At 44.0% G+C, this 16,117-nt stretch carries 12 protein-coding genes and 1 other RNA gene; 10 read left to right on the forward strand and 3 right to left on the reverse strand.

Annotated elements, in window-relative coordinates:
* Positions 1–18: 18 nt before the first annotated feature.
* The 9 genes from murD (at position 19) to tuf (ending at position 12,127) form a co-directional block, all read left to right on the forward strand.
* Positions 19–1,620: a UDP-N-acetylmuramoyl-L-alanine--D-glutamate ligase gene (murD, locus tag HXT26_RS01360; protein WP_004118770.1), complete on the forward strand. Its 1,602-nt coding sequence runs from the start codon at positions 19–21 to the stop codon at positions 1,618–1,620.
* A gap of 526 nt (positions 1,621–2,146) precedes the next feature.
* Positions 2,147–3,358: a peptidoglycan glycosyltransferase FtsW gene (locus tag HXT26_RS01365; RefSeq protein ID WP_415707181.1), complete on the forward strand. Its 1,212-nt coding sequence runs from the start codon at positions 2,147–2,149 to the stop codon at positions 3,356–3,358.
* A gap of 51 nt (positions 3,359–3,409) precedes the next feature.
* Entirely contained in the window at positions 3,410–4,609 is a 1,200-nt protein-coding gene (locus HXT26_RS01370; RefSeq protein WP_415707089.1) for a UDP-N-acetylglucosamine--N-acetylmuramyl-(pentapeptide) pyrophosphoryl-undecaprenol N-acetylglucosamine transferase, read from the forward strand.
* Complete coding sequence (gene murC, locus HXT26_RS01375; RefSeq protein ID WP_422112037.1) at positions 4,609–6,171, forward strand: UDP-N-acetylmuramate--L-alanine ligase; 1,563 nt, start codon at positions 4,609–4,611, stop codon at positions 6,169–6,171. Before HXT26_RS01370 ends, murC begins: the two co-directional genes overlap by 1 nt.
* Positions 6,172–6,223: 52 nt before the next feature.
* Positions 6,224–7,474 carry a cell division protein FtsQ/DivIB gene (locus tag HXT26_RS01380; protein WP_421788972.1) on the forward strand — a complete coding sequence of 417 codons (1,251 nt, stop codon included), beginning with the start codon at positions 6,224–6,226 and terminating at the stop codon, positions 7,472–7,474.
* 267 nt (positions 7,475–7,741) lie between these two features.
* On the forward strand, positions 7,742–8,113 hold the full coding sequence (rpsL, locus tag HXT26_RS01385) for a 30S ribosomal protein S12 (protein ID WP_003813881.1): 372 nt from the start codon (positions 7,742–7,744) through the stop codon (positions 8,111–8,113).
* A gap of 3 nt (positions 8,114–8,116) precedes the next feature.
* On the forward strand, positions 8,117–8,587 hold the full coding sequence (gene rpsG, locus HXT26_RS01390; RefSeq protein ID WP_004107405.1) for a 30S ribosomal protein S7: 471 nt from the start codon (positions 8,117–8,119) through the stop codon (positions 8,585–8,587).
* A 42-nt stretch (positions 8,588–8,629) separates the two neighbouring features.
* Positions 8,630–10,759 carry an elongation factor G gene (gene fusA / locus HXT26_RS01395; protein WP_004107409.1) on the forward strand — a complete coding sequence of 710 codons (2,130 nt, stop codon included), beginning with the start codon at positions 8,630–8,632 and terminating at the stop codon, positions 10,757–10,759.
* A 168-nt stretch (positions 10,760–10,927) separates the two neighbouring features.
* Positions 10,928–12,127: an elongation factor Tu gene (gene tuf, locus HXT26_RS01400; RefSeq protein WP_004118785.1), complete on the forward strand. Its 1,200-nt coding sequence runs from the start codon at positions 10,928–10,930 to the stop codon at positions 12,125–12,127.
* Between the two features lie 446 nt (positions 12,128–12,573).
* On the opposite strand, the gene HXT26_RS01405 is transcribed toward tuf, so the two are convergent.
* Both HXT26_RS01405 and HXT26_RS01410 read right to left on the reverse strand, forming a co-directional pair.
* The gene (locus tag HXT26_RS01405) at positions 12,574–13,320 is read right to left on the reverse strand and encodes a Bax inhibitor-1/YccA family protein (RefSeq protein ID WP_004118787.1); all 747 of its coding nucleotides are present in this window, start codon (positions 13,318–13,320) and stop codon (positions 12,574–12,576) included.
* 162 nt (positions 13,321–13,482) lie between these two features.
* Entirely contained in the window at positions 13,483–14,292 is an 810-nt protein-coding gene (locus tag HXT26_RS01410; protein ID WP_004107417.1) for a GTP pyrophosphokinase, read from the reverse strand.
* Positions 14,293–14,434: 142 nt separating this feature from the next.
* Here HXT26_RS01410 and miaA point away from each other — a divergent pair, with 142 nt between their 5' ends.
* A complete protein-coding gene (gene miaA / locus HXT26_RS01415; RefSeq protein ID WP_032842568.1) occupies positions 14,435–15,448 on the forward strand; it encodes a tRNA (adenosine(37)-N6)-dimethylallyltransferase MiaA in 1,014 nt (337 codons plus the stop codon).
* Positions 15,449–15,516: 68 nt separating this feature from the next.
* Here the strand turns inward: miaA and ssrA are convergent.
* Positions 15,517–15,913: a transfer-messenger RNA gene (gene ssrA, locus HXT26_RS01420) on the reverse strand.
* Between the last annotated feature and the right edge of the window lie 204 nt (positions 15,914–16,117).

Consider the following 16,117-nt stretch of genomic DNA (forward strand, 5'->3'; position numbering starts at 1 on the left):
AAATTGGAAGGCTTCAATATGAATATTGTCGATGGCAATGAAGTATCTGTTTCGTCTGAATCTACTTGTAAGTCGTGCACAAGCGATAAAGCATTTGCTTTTAAGCGTGTATTAGTTGCAGGTCTTGGAGTTTCGGGTCGTGGCGCAGCTGAGGTTTTGCGCGCTGTTGGATCTGAGACTGTGACTGCAGACGAAAATAAGCCTGATGCCGATATACATGATTTTTCAGCAATAGACTGGTCTAAAATCGATGCTGTTGTTACATCTCCAGTATTTAACCCTCGCACGCCATTTTTGCAAGAAGCTGCATCGCGCAATATTCCAGTAATGAGCGAAGTTGAATTAGCGTGGCGCTTGCGCGTACCTTCTAATCGCACGAATAAACCTGCTTATTGGATTGGCATTACTGGCACAAATGGTAAGACTTCTACTACAGAAATGACTTCTGCAATGCTAACCGCTTGCGGATTAAATGCTCCAGCCGTGGGAAATATTGGAAAGTCTGTGTCACATGCTGCTTTGGAATGTGAGCATGATGCTTTATGCGTTGAATTAAGCTCTTTCCAATTGCATTTCACTGATTCTTTAGCTCTTGATTGTGCTGCTATTACTAATATTGCTGCTGATCATTTAGATTGGCATGGTGGCATGGAAGCGTACGCTCGTGACAAGTCAAAAGTATTTAATAATGTGCAAAAAGCTTTGGTTTACAATGCTCAAGATGAGCGTGTAAGCAAATTGGCAGATTGTGCACAAGTTGCTGATGGTTGTAAAAAGATTGGTTTTACGTTAGGAGAGCCTAAAGATGGTGAAATTGGCGTAAAAGACGGTTGGATTGTCGATAACAGCGGTGTTGCTGGAGGAACTAAAGGCACTCTAAAACCTATTGTCGAATTGCGTGAGCTAAAACATCTGTGCGAGCCTGATGGCAGTGTGTATCCGCATTTATTAGCTGATGCTCTTACTGCGTTAGCTTTATCTTTAGGTTTAACTGGTGACGTAGATTCTTCAGTTCGTGCTTTACGCGAATTTGCTCCTGGAGGTCATCGCATTCAAACAGTTGCGACTTTGATGTCTGAAGATGAAAATCCTTCGCATTGTATTAGATTTGTAGATGATTCTAAAGCAACTAATGCTCATGCTGCTTGTGCATCTTTAGCTAGTTTTGCTAATAATTCGGTTGTTTGGATTGCTGGCGGTTTAGCTAAAGGTGGTCATTTTGAAGATTTAATTGCAAACCAACTTCATGTGATTAAAGCAGTTGTTGTTATTGGAATAGATCAACGTCCAATTGTTGAAGCTCTTCACAGTTCAGCTCCTCACATTCCAGTAACTATTGTTTCACAGGATGGTTCTTGCGCTAAATCATATGATTGCGTTGATGACTTAGTTTGTGAGAATATTGAGAATACTTCGCTTGTAAATCCTGATTCTTCATTCGGTGAGGCTGTTATGCGTCAAACTGTAGAAGCTGCTGGGCGTTATGCTAAGCCTGGTGATGTTGTTCTGCTTGCTCCTGCTTGTGCCTCTATGGATCAATTTGTTTCGTACGCCGATCGCGGCAATCGTTTTGCTAAAGAATCTCAACGATGGGTGCATAATCATGGTGTTCAACAGTAATAAGCCTAAAAAGTTTTTGCGTTCATTAGCGCGCAAAGTCTCAGAAGTTATTATGGAAGATCATATTGAAGCAGATTCAGATTCTTCTCATTCTTCCCAAAAACAAAAATTTGAATCTTTTAAAAAATCTATTAGGACTTCAGCAAGTAAAGTAGGCGAGTCCATAAGCAAAGTAGGAGCGTATGCAAGCAAAGCGGGTAAGGAATTAGGCAAATCTGTAGGAAAGTCTGTAGGAAAGTCTGTAAGTAAGTCCGTAAGTAATTCTGTTACTAAAGTTGGCAGATCTGTAGGTTCTTCTTTAAATAAATCTGTAAAATTTGTAAAAGATGTAAAGAAGTCGAAAGTTGCGAAACAAGCGAAACAAACTAAACGGGCTAATTTTGTAAAGCCTGCAGAGCAAGCAAATCCTGTAAATACTGTAAATCCTGCGAAACCTGCAAAGCTAACAAAGATAGCGAAACCAGCAAATACAGCAAAGCCGACAAAGTCAATTAAATACGCAAAATTAGCGCATACTGTATCTGGAATATTTTCCTCGAAGAAAGACTACTCAAAAAACTCGTTAGAGCGCAAAACTCAAGATTCAGAATTAAAGAAATATGTTGGCTTGCGCAGTTTAACTAACCCACTGTGGTGCTTATACGGCATGCGAGTATCAGTGGTTATACTGTCGATTTTTGGCTTATTCATGGTGTTTTCTAGTTCTTCAGTAACTATGATTACCTACGGAATTGCACCTTGGGGTCAAGGCGTAAACCAAACAATGTATTGCGTTTTAGGTTTAATTGGCTATATTTTCGCTTCTCGACTTCCAGTTACAGTTTATAGACGATACGTTGCTGTCATTTACATTATTTCTGTTATTGCACAGTTCTTAACATTTGTTCCAGGTTTACGACGTGAAGTTAATGGTAATGCTGGTTGGATTGCTTTCGGCCCTATTACTTTGCAGCCTGCAGAAATTACAAAACTTGCATTATGTATTTGGCTTCCAATAGCTTTGATTGCTGCAAAACAAGCATATGAGCGTGTGCAAATGCGCGCATATATTCCTGTAACAGCAGGACTCGGCGTATCGTTGTTGCTTGTTATTGCAGGTAAGGATCTTGGTACTGCTTTAATTATTATTCTTATTGCACTTATAGCTTTTTATCTTGGTGGATTCCCTACGCGCTGGCTGATAGGAAGTATTTTTATTGCTATTGCTATGGTCGCTATGCTTGTTTTGACAAGCCAAAATCGTATGCGACGTATTCTTGCTACTTTGCATGGATGCGACGCAAAAGCAGCTAAAGGCGTTTGCTTCCAAGCAATTCACGCTCAATATGCAATGGCTTCTGGTGGACTATTAGGCGTTGGCATCGGAAACTCTCGTGAAAAATGGAATTATTTGCCTTACGCTCACAATGATTTTATTTTCGCTATTATTGGCGAAGAGATGGGCTTTTTGGTTGCAGCAGCAGTAATTTTGCTATACGTAATTATTGGTTGGTGCATACTATCTTCAGCATTAAAAGCGAAATCGCAATTTATTTCAATCGTATTAATGTGTATTGCAACGTGGATTGTAGGCCAAGGATTAGTTAATATTCTTGTTGTTGTGCAAATACTTCCGGTTATGGGAGTGCCTATGCCGTTTGTGTCCGCAGGTGGATCTTCGCTTGTTATGTGTTTGGTTGCAATTGGCGTAGCTGATGGTCTTATGCGTTCCAATCCGCAACTTACTATATCGAAGTAGTAAGTATTTACAACTTTTTTATAATATGAAAGTTATAACAAGGGTAGTGAAATGAAGTTTGATAATGCTATTGAGCATGAAGTGCATATTGTTCTTGCAGGCGGGGGTACTGCAGGTCATGTCAATCCTTTGCTTTCTGTTGCAAACGCGATTAAAAAGCTCAATCCTGAAGCGTTAATTAGTGTAATTGGCACAGAAGTTGGTTTGGAAAAAAGTCTTGTGCCGAATGCAGGATACGAACTTGACACTATAGAAAAAGTGCCGTTCCCACGTAAGCCAAATTTGGATGCAATTAAGTTTCCAATTCGATGGATGCGCGAAAAACGCAAAGTGCGAAATATACTAGCCGCTAGAAAAGCAGATATAGTAGTGGGCTTCGGTGGCTATGCTTCTGCTCCAGTATATTCTCAAGCTCATGCGCAGCATATTCCTATTGTGATTCACGAGCAGAATGCTAAATCTGGAATGGCAAATCGCTTGGGTGCAAGTTGGGCTGATGCTGTTGGAACAGTTTATGGGAATACTGATTTGCGCACACGAAAAGGTGTCAAAGTTGAAAGAGTTGGTTTACCTCTTAGACCTGCTATTTCTAAATTGTGTGAAAGATTAGAAAAAGATTATGATTCCGCTCGCGTTGAAGGTGCGCAAAAACTTGGCGTTGACCCTAAACGTCCAATTATTCTTGTTACCGGCGGATCTTTGGGTGCAAAAAGCATAAATCAAGCTGTTGCTGCAGCGGCAGGAGATATTTTAAAACATGCGCAAGTAATTCACTTAACTGGTCGCGCAAAAGCGGAAGAAGTGCGAGATATAGTTGCAAAGCAAGTAGGCGAATCGCAAATAAATGATATTAAACCAGAACATGCTGGTTGTGGTGATTATCATATTGCAGAATATTTAGAGCGTATTGATTGGGCTTTTGCTTGTGCAGATTTAGTTATATGTCGTGCAGGAGCTGGAACGGTTGCAGAAATTTCTGCACTTGGCTTACCTGCTGTATACGTGCCATTGCCTATTGGCAACGGCGAGCAGCGTTTCAATGCTGAGCCTGTAGTAAATGCAGGGGGAGCGTTAATGGTAAATGATGCTGATTTCAATGCAAAGTGGTTTATAGATGAAGGATTAGCTTTATTGCAAAACAAAAAGCAATTACAAGCTATGCGCACTAAATCTTGGAATTATGGTATTCGTGATGCTGCAGACGTTATGGCGAAGCGTATTCTTGAAATCGCAAAAGAAGGCAGAAAGTAATGACCAATTTTAATAACAATACAACTTCATCTCATAACAACATTGATTTAAACCCGGTAAAATCAGCGTTTGATGATTCGCAAACAATTTCAAAATTAGGGCGAGTGCATTTTATTGGCATTGGCGGAGCTGGAATGAGTGTTCTGGCAGAAATGTTGCATGAAGAGGGCGTAAGCGTAAGCGGTTGTGATCGCGAAGCAAATGATCACACTCAACGCTTGGAAGAATTAGGTATTGAAGTAGAAATTGGACAAAGTGTTTCACATGTTGAGCATGCAGATGTACTCGTGTATTCAAGTGCTATTAAACCGAGCAATCCGGAGATTATGGCAGCACATGAGCGCGGCATAAAACTTGTTCATCGCAGCGATATTCTTGCGTTATTATTATCTGCAAAAACTGGTGTGACTGTTGCTGGAGCACATGGGAAAACAACTACTAGCTCACTTCTTTCTCATATATTAACTGTGGCTGCAGTAGGCGATTTGGCTGATCCAAGCTACGCAATCGGCGGATCTATTCAAGCTGCAGACGGAACAGTCTTAGACGGTGGTCATGCTGGCAATGGAATTGTTATGGTTGCTGAAGCTGACGAATCTGACGGAAGTTTTGAAAAATACAGCCCAAGTATTGCAATCGTAACAAATGCTGAAGCAGATCACTTGGATCATTACAGATCTAGTGAACGATACAGAGAAGCATTTGTTGAGCACGTAAGTCATGCTGTTAATAACGTAATAATTTGTGCAGAAGACGAAGGTGCTAGAAAAGTACTTGAAGCTATGCCGGATAATATTTTAAACAAAACAATTGCTTACGGTAATTTGGATACTTGGAGCCTAAAACTCAGCTCGCGCGTACAAAAATTAGCTATCTTCGCAAGTATTGAGCATGAAAATGAGCAAGCTGTAAGTGGTCGCGAAATGTTTACGCTTGTATTGCCAGAAAAAATTTTGGATGAGCATACTAAATGTTCGAACAAGGTGCAAGTTAGCTTGTTAATACCAGGTTTGCATAATGCTCTTAATGCTTCTGCAGCTATTGTTGCTGCAGTATTGCTCGGTATGAATCCAGAAAATGCGGCTCGTGGTGCAGAAAGCTTCCGAGGTGCGTCTCGTCGTTTTGATATTCGTGGATGTGTTGATGGTGTAACAGTTGTGGACGATTATGCTCACCATCCAACTGAAATAGCTGCATTATTGCGCGCTGCTCGAAGAAAGTACACTTCTTCTACTCTTCGCGTGCTGTTTCAGCCTCATTTGTTCTCCAGAACGCAGGCTTTTGCTAATGAGTTTGCAAAATCTTTGGCTCTTGCAGACGATGTAATTGTTACAGGAATTTTCCCAGCTCGCGAAAAGCAGGAAGATTTTCCAAATATTAATGCTGAAACTATTGTTAAAGCTGCAAAATCACAGAATCTTGATGTAAAAATTGAAGCGGTTGACGATATGCGCGCAGCTGCGTTGAAACTGGCTTTGCGTGCAAAATCTGGTGATGTGCTGCTTACAGTTGGTGCAGGAAGTATTACTGCTATGACGTCTGTTATGCTAGAAGCATTGTAGTGCTTTGAAATTAAGTGATTAAAATATAAATAAATTATTACGAGAGGCAATTATGGGTCGCGTGAGGTCAAGCAAATCGTACGATGCTGATGCAAATAATTCGCATCGTCGTACCGTTTCAAGTCTTAATATTGCGCGTACTGAAGAGTCTCGTAGTAATAAATCCAGCAGCAGTGCGTCTCGTAGTAGTGCGTCTCGTAGCGCTGAATTGCTTAATAATGAATTGCGTAGTGGTGTATTGCGTGGCATAGCGCGTGGTGCGAAATCTAATATCGGAAAATCTAATATAAAAAAATCTAGTATCGAAAAAACGCGTGATGAAAAAATTCATATTTCTAAACCTAGATCTGCTTCGTCGTTGCGCAAAGACCAGCGTTTCCAAAGGCATATAATCAGCCAAAACACATCGCAAATACGAGTAGCTGATGTTAATGAAAAAAATCATCAAGGTAAGTTTGTTGACGCTAGACTTTTGCCGAAGCTTGATTTTGTAAGAAAAACTTTAAGTCAAACTTCTGGTTCTCTTGGAATGATTACTCGTCCTAGAATAATTAATTTTCGAGAGCGTTTGAAAGAACGTAAATCTGCTTATTTGCAATTTACTGTTAAACGAATTCTTGCAATTCTTGCAGTGATTGCCTCTGTTTCGGCGATTGTTTGGTTTTTATTCTTCTCGCCAGTTTTTCTTCTTAAGTCTAGCGATATAAGTATTTCTGGATCTAACGAGTGGGTGAGTGAGCAAAAAATTGCTTCAATTGCGTCAACTCAGGTTGGTAAATCACTATTTTTAGTTTCTTCTCAAGAAGTAATTAACCAACTTAACGATATTCCTGGCGTAACTGAAGCAAAAGTTTCTAAGAATTTTCCTAATGGTTTGCATGTTTCTGTACATGCGCAACGTCCTGCAGCAATGCTCAAAACTCGAGATAGCAATAAATTAACTGCTGTTGACGCTAAAGGTCGCGTGTTAAATGCCGTAGCTCAAGTTACAACACAAGGAATACCTGTTATTGAAGTTTCAAATGTGCAAAGAAGTTTGAATAATAGAGCGGTACTTGAAGCTGTAAAAATTGTTAGTTCACTTTCGGAATCTTTGCGAGCTAGAGTTACGAGAGTTAGTGCAAAAACTCAAGATTCTGTCGAAACAGAATTAGGGGATGTTAAAAAAACTATTATATGGGGCAATTCGTCTCAGATTGAGTTAAAGAAAGCTATTGTTGCCAAGATTATTGATGATCCTAGTAAAATTGGAAACAAACGCAGCTTAGATGTGTCTGCTCCTGTGCGTCCAATTCTTAAATAGGGTTTTAAAACTTTATTAATTGCATTGTCAAGATTAGGTGTATAATAGTAATTCGTGTGTGCCAACGGCGTGCCTTATGTTATAGGCGTGCGTGTTGGGATATCCCAAGTGCCAAAGATAGTGCGCAGTAATGTGTGGCTGGAGGCGCGAGGGCCATCGGGCCGGTGGACTGTGGCTTTTACTCTTTAACCGATTCTTTGGTTATGGTGTGCTGCAGTGTGGCGGTTTTCACCAAATAGAAAATAACAATGAATCGGAGAACTTAAGTTGCCTACGATTGAACAACTTGTCCGTAAAGGACGTCAGGCCAAGCCGAAAAAGTCAAAGACTTTGGCCTTGAAGGGTAGCCCGCTGCGTCGTGGCGTGTGCACCCGTGTGTACACCACCACTCCTAAGAAGCCAAATTCCGCGCTTCGTAAGGTTGCTCGTGTGCGCCTCAGCTCTGGTATTGAAGTAACCGCCTATATTCCAGGCGAAGGTCACAACTTGCAGGAGCACTCCATCGTGCTCGTGCGTGGTGGCCGTGTGAAGGATCTCCCAGGTGTGCGTTACCACATCGTGCGTGGCGCATTAGATACCCAGGGTGTCAAGGACCGCAAGCAGGGTCGTTCCCTGTATGGAGCAAAGAAGGCGAAGTAAAACATGTCACGTAAAGGACCTGCAAAAAAGCATCAACTGCTTCCTGATCCAATCTACGGCTCGACCGTCGTGGCTCAGTTGATTAACAAAATCCTTCTCGATGGTAAGAAGTCCATCGCAGAAAACATCGTCTACACCGCTCTTGAGCAGGTGAAGGCAAAGACCGAGCAGGAGCCAGTTTCTGTATTGAAGCGCGCTCTTGATAACATTCGTCCAAATCTTGAGGTTCGTTCTCGCCGCGTTGGTGGCGCAACTTACCAGGTTCCAGTCGAAGTTAAGCCTGCTCGTGCAAACACTCTTTCCCTCCGCTGGCTTACTGACTTCTCACGTGTTCGTCGTGAAAAGACTATGGCTGAGCGTTTGGCCAACGAAATTCTCGATGCCTCCAATGGCTTGGGTGCTTCCGTGAAGCGCCGCGAGGATACCCACAAGATGGCAGAAGCAAACAAGGCTTTTGCTCACTATCGCTGGTAATCCACAAGATAATCGGTATCTTAAAGAGCTAAGGATAAGAATATGGCACAAGATGTGCTTAACGACCTGAATATGGTTCGTAATATCGGCATCATGGCGCACATTGATGCTGGTAAGACTACTACCACCGAACGTATTCTTTACTACACTGGTAAGAACTACAAGATCGGTGAAACTCATGATGGTGCTTCTACCATGGACTTCATGGCTCAGGAGCAGGAGCGCGGTATTACTATTCAGTCTGCTGCAACTACCTGCTTCTGGAAGCGTCAGACTCATGACGTTGATGATCGCTATCAGATCAACATCATCGATACCCCAGGCCACGTGGACTTCACCGCTGAGGTGGAACGTTCCCTTCGCGTGCTCGATGGTGCTGTAGCAGTCTTCGATGGTAAGGAAGGTGTGGAACCTCAGTCCGAAACCGTGTGGCGTCAGGCTGATAAGTATAGCGTTCCACGTATCTGCTTCATCAATAAGATGGATAAGCTTGGCGCTGATTTCTACTATTCCGTCAAGACCATCAAGGAGAAGCTCGGTGCAACTCCACTCGTTATTCAGCTTCCAATCGGTGCTGAAAACGACTTCGTTGGCGTTGTTGACTTGATTCGTATGAAGGCTTACGTCTGGAATGACGTTAAGGACGATATGGGTGCTCACTATGACACCGTTGACATTCCTGAAGATTTGCAGGAACGTGCAGAACAGTATCGTGCTGAGCTTATGGATCAGGTTGCTGAAGCTGACGATGAGCTGGTTGAGAAGTATCTTGAAACTGGCGAACTTACTGAAGAAGAAATGCGCGCTGGTATCCGTAAGCTTACCATTGAGCGTAAGGCATTCCCAGTAACTTGCGGTTCTGCATTCAAGGATAAGGGTGTTCAGCCAATGCTGGATGCTGTTGTCGACTTCCTCCCAAGCCCAGAAGATGTTCCATCTATTAAGGGCTTCAAGCCAGGTGACGAATCTGTTGAAATTGACCGTAAGCCAGTTAATACAGATCCATTTGCAGCATTGGTATTCAAGATTTCAACCCATCCATTCTATGGCAAGCTCGTGTTTGTGCGCGTTTACTCTGGCGAAGTAAAGCCAGGCGATTCCGTGTACGATTCCACGAAGTCCAAGAAGGAACGCGTTGGTAAGATCTTCCAGATGCATGCTGATAAGGAAAATCCTGTAGATTCAGCTGAAGCTGGTAACATCTACACCTTCGTTGGTTTGAAGAACGTCAGCACTGGTGATACTTTGTGCGACGAAAAGAACCCAATTTCTTTGGAATCCATGACATTCCCAGATCCTGTTATCGAGGTTGCTGTGGAGCCAAAGACGAAGGCTGATCAGGAAAAGATGAGCTTGGCTTTGGCTAAGCTTTCTGACGAGGATCCTACATTCCAGGTTAAGACCGATGAGGAATCTGGTCAGACTTTGATTTCCGGTATGGGCGAGCTTCAGCTTGACATTATCGTTGATCGTATGCGTCGTGAGTTCAAGGTCGAAGCGAACGTTGGTAAGCCACAAGTTGCTTACCGTGAGACGATTCGTAAGGCTGTTATGAACCAGGAATACACTCACAAGAAGCAGACCGGTGGTTCTGGTCAGTTCGCAAAGGTTTTGATGAACTTCGAGCCTCTCGACACAGAATCTGGCGAAACCTATCAGTTTGTCAACGAAGTTACCGGCGGCCACATCACCAAGGAATTCATTCCTTCAATCGATGCAGGCGTGCAGGAAGCTATGGAATCCGGCGTTTTGGCTGGCTTCCCAGTTGTGGGTGTAAAGGCAACCGTCACCGACGGTCAGACTCACGATGTCGATTCTTCGGAAATGGCCTTCAAGATTGCAGGTTCCATGTGCTTCAAGGAAGCTGCTCCTAAGGCTAATCCGGTAATTCTCGAACCAATTATGGCTGTCGAAGTCCGTACTCCAGAAGAGTACATGGGCGATGTCATGGGCGATTTGAACTCTCGTCGCGGTAACATCCAGTCTATGACTGATGCTACTGGCGTGAAAGTTATCGATGCCAAGGTGCCGCTGAGCGAAATGTTCGGCTACATTGGCGATCTTCGTTCTAAGACTCAGGGCCGCGCAATGTTCACCATGCAGATGGACTCTTACGCGGAGGTCCCGAAGGCCGTTTCGGACGAGATTATTAAGGCTCAGCGCGGCGAATAAAGCGCACGCTACTTCGGTGTTTTCTGTCCCCGGTCAACGCTAGAATTTCCTACGTTGACTGGGTTCTGGCACCGAAGTGGCACCTAACCCAGAAACCCAGTAATATGTAGCGAAAGACCTCTCACAAATGTGTGAGGCAAACTACGAGACGTCCAGGAGGACAAACACATGGCAAAGGAAAAGTACGAGCGTACTAAGCCGCATGTTAACATTGGTACCATTGGTCACGTTGATCACGGTAAGACTACCTTGACCGCGGCTATTTCTAAGGTGCTGCATGGCGAGTATCCAGATCTGAACCCTCAGTATGACTTCGATCAGATTGATGCCGCTCCAGAAGAGAAGGAACGCGGCATTACCATTAACATCGCACACATCGAGTATCAGACCGCTGAGCGTCACTACGCTCACGTGGACGCTCCAGGCCACGCTGATTACGTGAAGAACATGATCACCGGTGCTGCTCAGATGGATGGCGCAATCCTCGTGGTTGCTGCTACCGATGGTCCTATGGCTCAGACCCGTGAGCACGTTTTGCTCGCTAAGCAGGTCGGTGTCCCGAAGATCCTCGTTGCTTTGAACAAGTGCGATATGGTTGATGATCCAGAACTTATCGACCTCGTCGAAGAAGAGGTTCGTGACCTCCTCGAAGAAAACGGCTTCGATCGCGACTGCCCAGTCATCCGCACCTCTGCTTACGGTGCTTTGCATGATGACGCTCCAGATCACGAGAAGTGGGTAGAGACCGTCAAGGAGCTCATGAAGGCTGTTGATGAGTACATCCCAACCCCAACTCACGATCTTGACAAGCCATTCTTGATGCCAATCGAAGATGTGTTCACCATCTCCGGTCGTGGTACCGTTGTCACCGGTCGTGTTGAACGTGGTAAGCTCCCAATCAACACCCCAGTTGAGATTGTTGGTTTGCGTCCAACTCAGACCACCACCGTTACCTCCATTGAGACCTTCCACAAGCAGATGGATGAGGCCGAGGCTGGCGATAACACTGGTCTTCTTCTCCGTGGTATCAACCGTACCGACGTTGAGCGTGGTCAGGTTGTGGCTGCTCCAGGTTCTGTGACCCCACACACCAAGTTCGAAGGCGAAGTTTACGTCTTGACCAAGGACGAAGGTGGCCGTCACTCGCCGTTCTTCTCCAACTACCGTCCACAGTTCTACTTCCGCACCACCGACGTCACCGGCGTTATCACCTTGCCAGACGGCGTTGAGATGGTTCAGCCAGGCGATCACGCAACCTTCACTGTTGAGTTGATCCAGGCTATCGCAATGGAAGAGGGCTTGACCTTCGCAGTTCGTGAAGGTGGCCGTACCGTTGGTTCCGGTCGTGTGACCAAGATTCTTGCCTAGTATTTTCTCTAACTGAAAATATTAGCTAAGGCTTAATAAAGACCCCACGAGTTTCCTCGCGGGGTCTTTATTATGTTCGTGCGCGCTTTGAAGGAGCTTGAAATCCCAATGATTTCAAGCTCCTTCAAAGCGCGATTTGGCATGCGAAGCACGGTTGTGGTTAATGCTCAAGCATGTCGTCGCGCTCACAAAACACAACCTCCCTCCCAATGAACTACCACACTAACCTGCCCTGTCTTCATCTTTATTGACGAAGACAGACCTCGCTTGCGTTGAAAGCACAGTGTGCTTTCAACCCTGAGCAAGCTCGGCGCTCCGAGTTGCTTTCGCGCGCGCAATGCTGCGCTCAAGCATGTCGTCGCGCCCATGTTTGGAACACAGAACACATAAATAAAAACCCTGCCGAACAAATTCAGCAGGGTTTTGTGTTTAGAAAATCAGAACTACTAATCTCTATTATCTCCAAGCAACTCTAGCAAGTAGATGAACATGTTAATGAAGTCCAAGAACAGCTGGAATGCGCAGAAAATAGATACTTTCTTAACCATTTCAGGCTGATTTTCATATTGTGCAAGTAATGCGCGAGTTTGCTGAGCATCGTAAGCTGTTAAACCTGCAAAAATAACGATGCCAATTCCAGCCATAAGACGCATGGTTCCAGTATCTTGCCCAATAAATGAAATAATAATTTGCGCAACAACGAATACAAGTAATGCAACCATTAAAATTGGACCAGCTTTAAGCAAATCCTTTTTTGTAGTAAGTGCAAGCATTGTCAAGCACAGGAAGAATCCTGCAGTTAAAGCAAACACTAATGCCACGGATCCAAGGCTAAATACTTGAAAGACTGAGCTTAAAGTGAATCCTGTTAAAGCAGCATAAGCATAGAACAAAACTCGTACTGTTGTCTCACTCATCTTCATTAAACGCGTTCCAAGAACAACTGCTATCACAACCTGAGCAATTGCCAGCATCATCCAACCCCATCCGCGGGTTGCAAACATAAATCTAAGCCAGAAATTACCGCTCTGAGTGAACAGTGCCACAAGAGTTGTAACAATCAATCCAAGCGTCATTTCGCCATAAGTGCGTCCTACTGAAACTCTTTTTGCTTCTTCAAAAGCATATGTTGCCTGAGTGTCAATAACCTCAGGAGCACCGCTTCCGTAATAATCTTGAGTAAAGTTTGTCATTATTTCTCCTTAACAGCTATGAAATAAAACGCTGTCAAGACAACGTTCTCACATAATTATAATTAAAGCATCTGGGAAAATGCTAAAAAAATACAGCATAATTTATACGTTCGTACAATAAGCTGATTTTAGTATTGCGTAATCTTGCGCTTCGCATTGATATTATGCCTTACTATTAGGTGCCTCTTCAACTTGAGGAGCACCATTAATATCGCGGTGAATACCTTGCATTTGTGTTTCAATATTTTGCAAGCTATGTGCGCAATCGAGCAAGGTTTGAGAGTGCTCAGCCAACTTTGCATCTGGCAAACCGGCTTTGTATCTTAAAGCGTGCTCCAAGCTGGCCCAATAATCCATCGCAATAGTTCGGAATTGCACTTCAACTGGCGTGTAGTGTGCTCCAGAAGACAAGAACACAGGAACTGCATAAATTACGTGCAAACTGCGGTATCCATTAGGTTTTGGATTCTTAATATAATCCTTAACTTGCAATACTTGAATGTCTGTTTGTTTAGAAAGATATTGTGCTACAGAATACACATCGTCGCAGTAGTTGCAAATTACGCGAATTCCAGCTACGTCGAAAAGATTATCACGTATAGAGCGTGTGGAAATATCTAGATGACGCCTTTGCAGCTTCTCAAAAATTGAGTGCACTGATTTAAGACGGCGTTCCATGTGGTGAATTGGGTCGTGAGAGAATCGCACCTGAAATTCGCTATCTAGAATCTCGAGCTTTGTACTTATTTCGTACATTGCTCCTTCGTAAATTTGCATCATGTTTACAAATTCGTCGATTTGGTCTTCAGGAAGCATAAGCGAATTAGTTTTGTCGCATTGGGAGCAATTTTGTTGATTTTTTGTATTGCTTACATTGCTACTTAAATTGTTGCTTTCATTAGCTGCTTCGTTGCTATGAAGACGCGCATAGAGTTCTGCTGCGTTTACGCGGTTATGACGATCAAGTATCACGTCTTTTAATAATACTATAAAAACTGCTAAACGTCTGGGAGTGCGTATGTAAATGTAATATTCTTTGCAAAGCGTGATATAAATATCTTAGGTGATTGCGCGCAAGCAAAATCTAGGAAAGTATTTTGACGGGGAGTGTATTTTGTCTGAAAATAAGCAGGATAATATTCCTAAAGTAATTTCAATAGTTGGTCCTACAGCTTCAGGCAAAACTAGTCTTGGTATTGCGCTTGCGCAAAAATTAGCTGAGCGTGGGATTCGTGCGGAAATCATCAACGCAGACGCGTATCAAATGTATCGTTACATGGATATTGGCACGGCTAAGGCGAGTGCGCAGGAGCAGGCGGAAGTACCACACCATTTGCTTGACATTATTGATCCTGAAGAAACGATGACGGTTGCGCGCTTTCAAACTTTGGCAAGGCAGTGTATTAGTGAGTTGCAATCGCGTGGTGTGAGGCCGATTTTAGTTGGAGGATCGGGATTGTATGCTCGTGCTGCTGTGGATGATATTACATTCCCAGGCACGGATGAGTCTATTCGTGCAGCTTTGGAGGAGCGCGAGCGCAAAGAGGGAGCGAGTGCGCTGTTTGATGAGTTGAAGCAGAAGGATCCGGTTGCTGCGGCTCATATGGATGCGCGCAATCCGCGACGTACAATTCGCGCGCTTGAAGTGATTGAGCTTACAGGAAAGCCTTATTCCGCAACGCTTCCGAAGTATAAGTATGTGATTGATTGCGTGCAAATTGGCTTAGATTTGCGTCGTGAAGATTTAGATAAGCGCGTGGATTTACGTACGCAAATTATGCGTGAGCAGGGTTTTGTGGATGAGGTGCGCGCAATTCGAGGGCGATTGGGTGTGACTGCAGCTCGTGCTCTTGGCTACCAGCAGATTATGGATTATTTGGATGGCGTTTGGAGTGAGGATGAGGCTTTTGCGGATATTGCGCAAAAAACTCGACGACTTGCACGCAAACAAATGGGTTGGTTTGGTAGGGATGCACGCATTTACTGGTTGGACGCGTTGCGACCGGATCTTGCGGAAGCTGCGCTCGCGATTGTTGATGCTGCGGATGCGGGGGAGTTTGATTGCAATAGTTCTGACGCTACTGAGCACGCTACTCAGCACCATCTCGGAGATGCTTTTAACGTTTAATTTAAGCATTGGAAACATTGGGTTTTGCTACAAAAAACGCCACTGTTTTAGCAGTGGCGTTGTTGCGTTTGTGGAGTCGCGGGGAATTGAACCCCGGTCCGGTGACCGTACCCTCGGTCTTCTACGTGCGTAGTCTGCTGGCCGTGCGGCAGTTTTTCTGCCCCCATGTTATCGCAGACAATTCATGGCGAGCATATCTACAGTCAAAGTCCCTGAATTGCCCTGCAGCTCGGCAATTCAAGCAAGTCTTCTTATGACGTTCAGCACCACTCCGAAGACGTGAGTGGGTGAACGGAGCAGCTGCTCACTGGTTAATCCTGGCGCGAAGCTCAGGCAGCGAGAGCGAACTCAGTGCGATTAGATTTAGCACTTATTCTTTTGCGAAAGGACGTTTACGAGTGGACTTCCGCATTCTCGGCACGCTTCCCCGCGGCGAACAGATCGCCGTCGAAACCGATCGACCCCTTTTGATTTTTCAAACAATTGTTGCTCTAGAGCACACATTTCTACATTGTATCATATTTTAACGCGACGAACTGCTTGAGCACTTATTCCTCACGGCATAGTCGTTCGGATGATTTTTTTTTGGGGGGGGGGGTATTGATTAGTATACTATTAGTTAGGTGATTTTATTTGCCAAGCGTAAATATGAGTTGTAGTTGATTTGTA

Source organism: Gardnerella sp. DNF00497B (assembly GCF_049262725.1).
Classification (GTDB): Bacteria; Actinomycetota; Actinomycetes; order Actinomycetales; family Bifidobacteriaceae; genus Bifidobacterium; species Bifidobacterium leopoldii.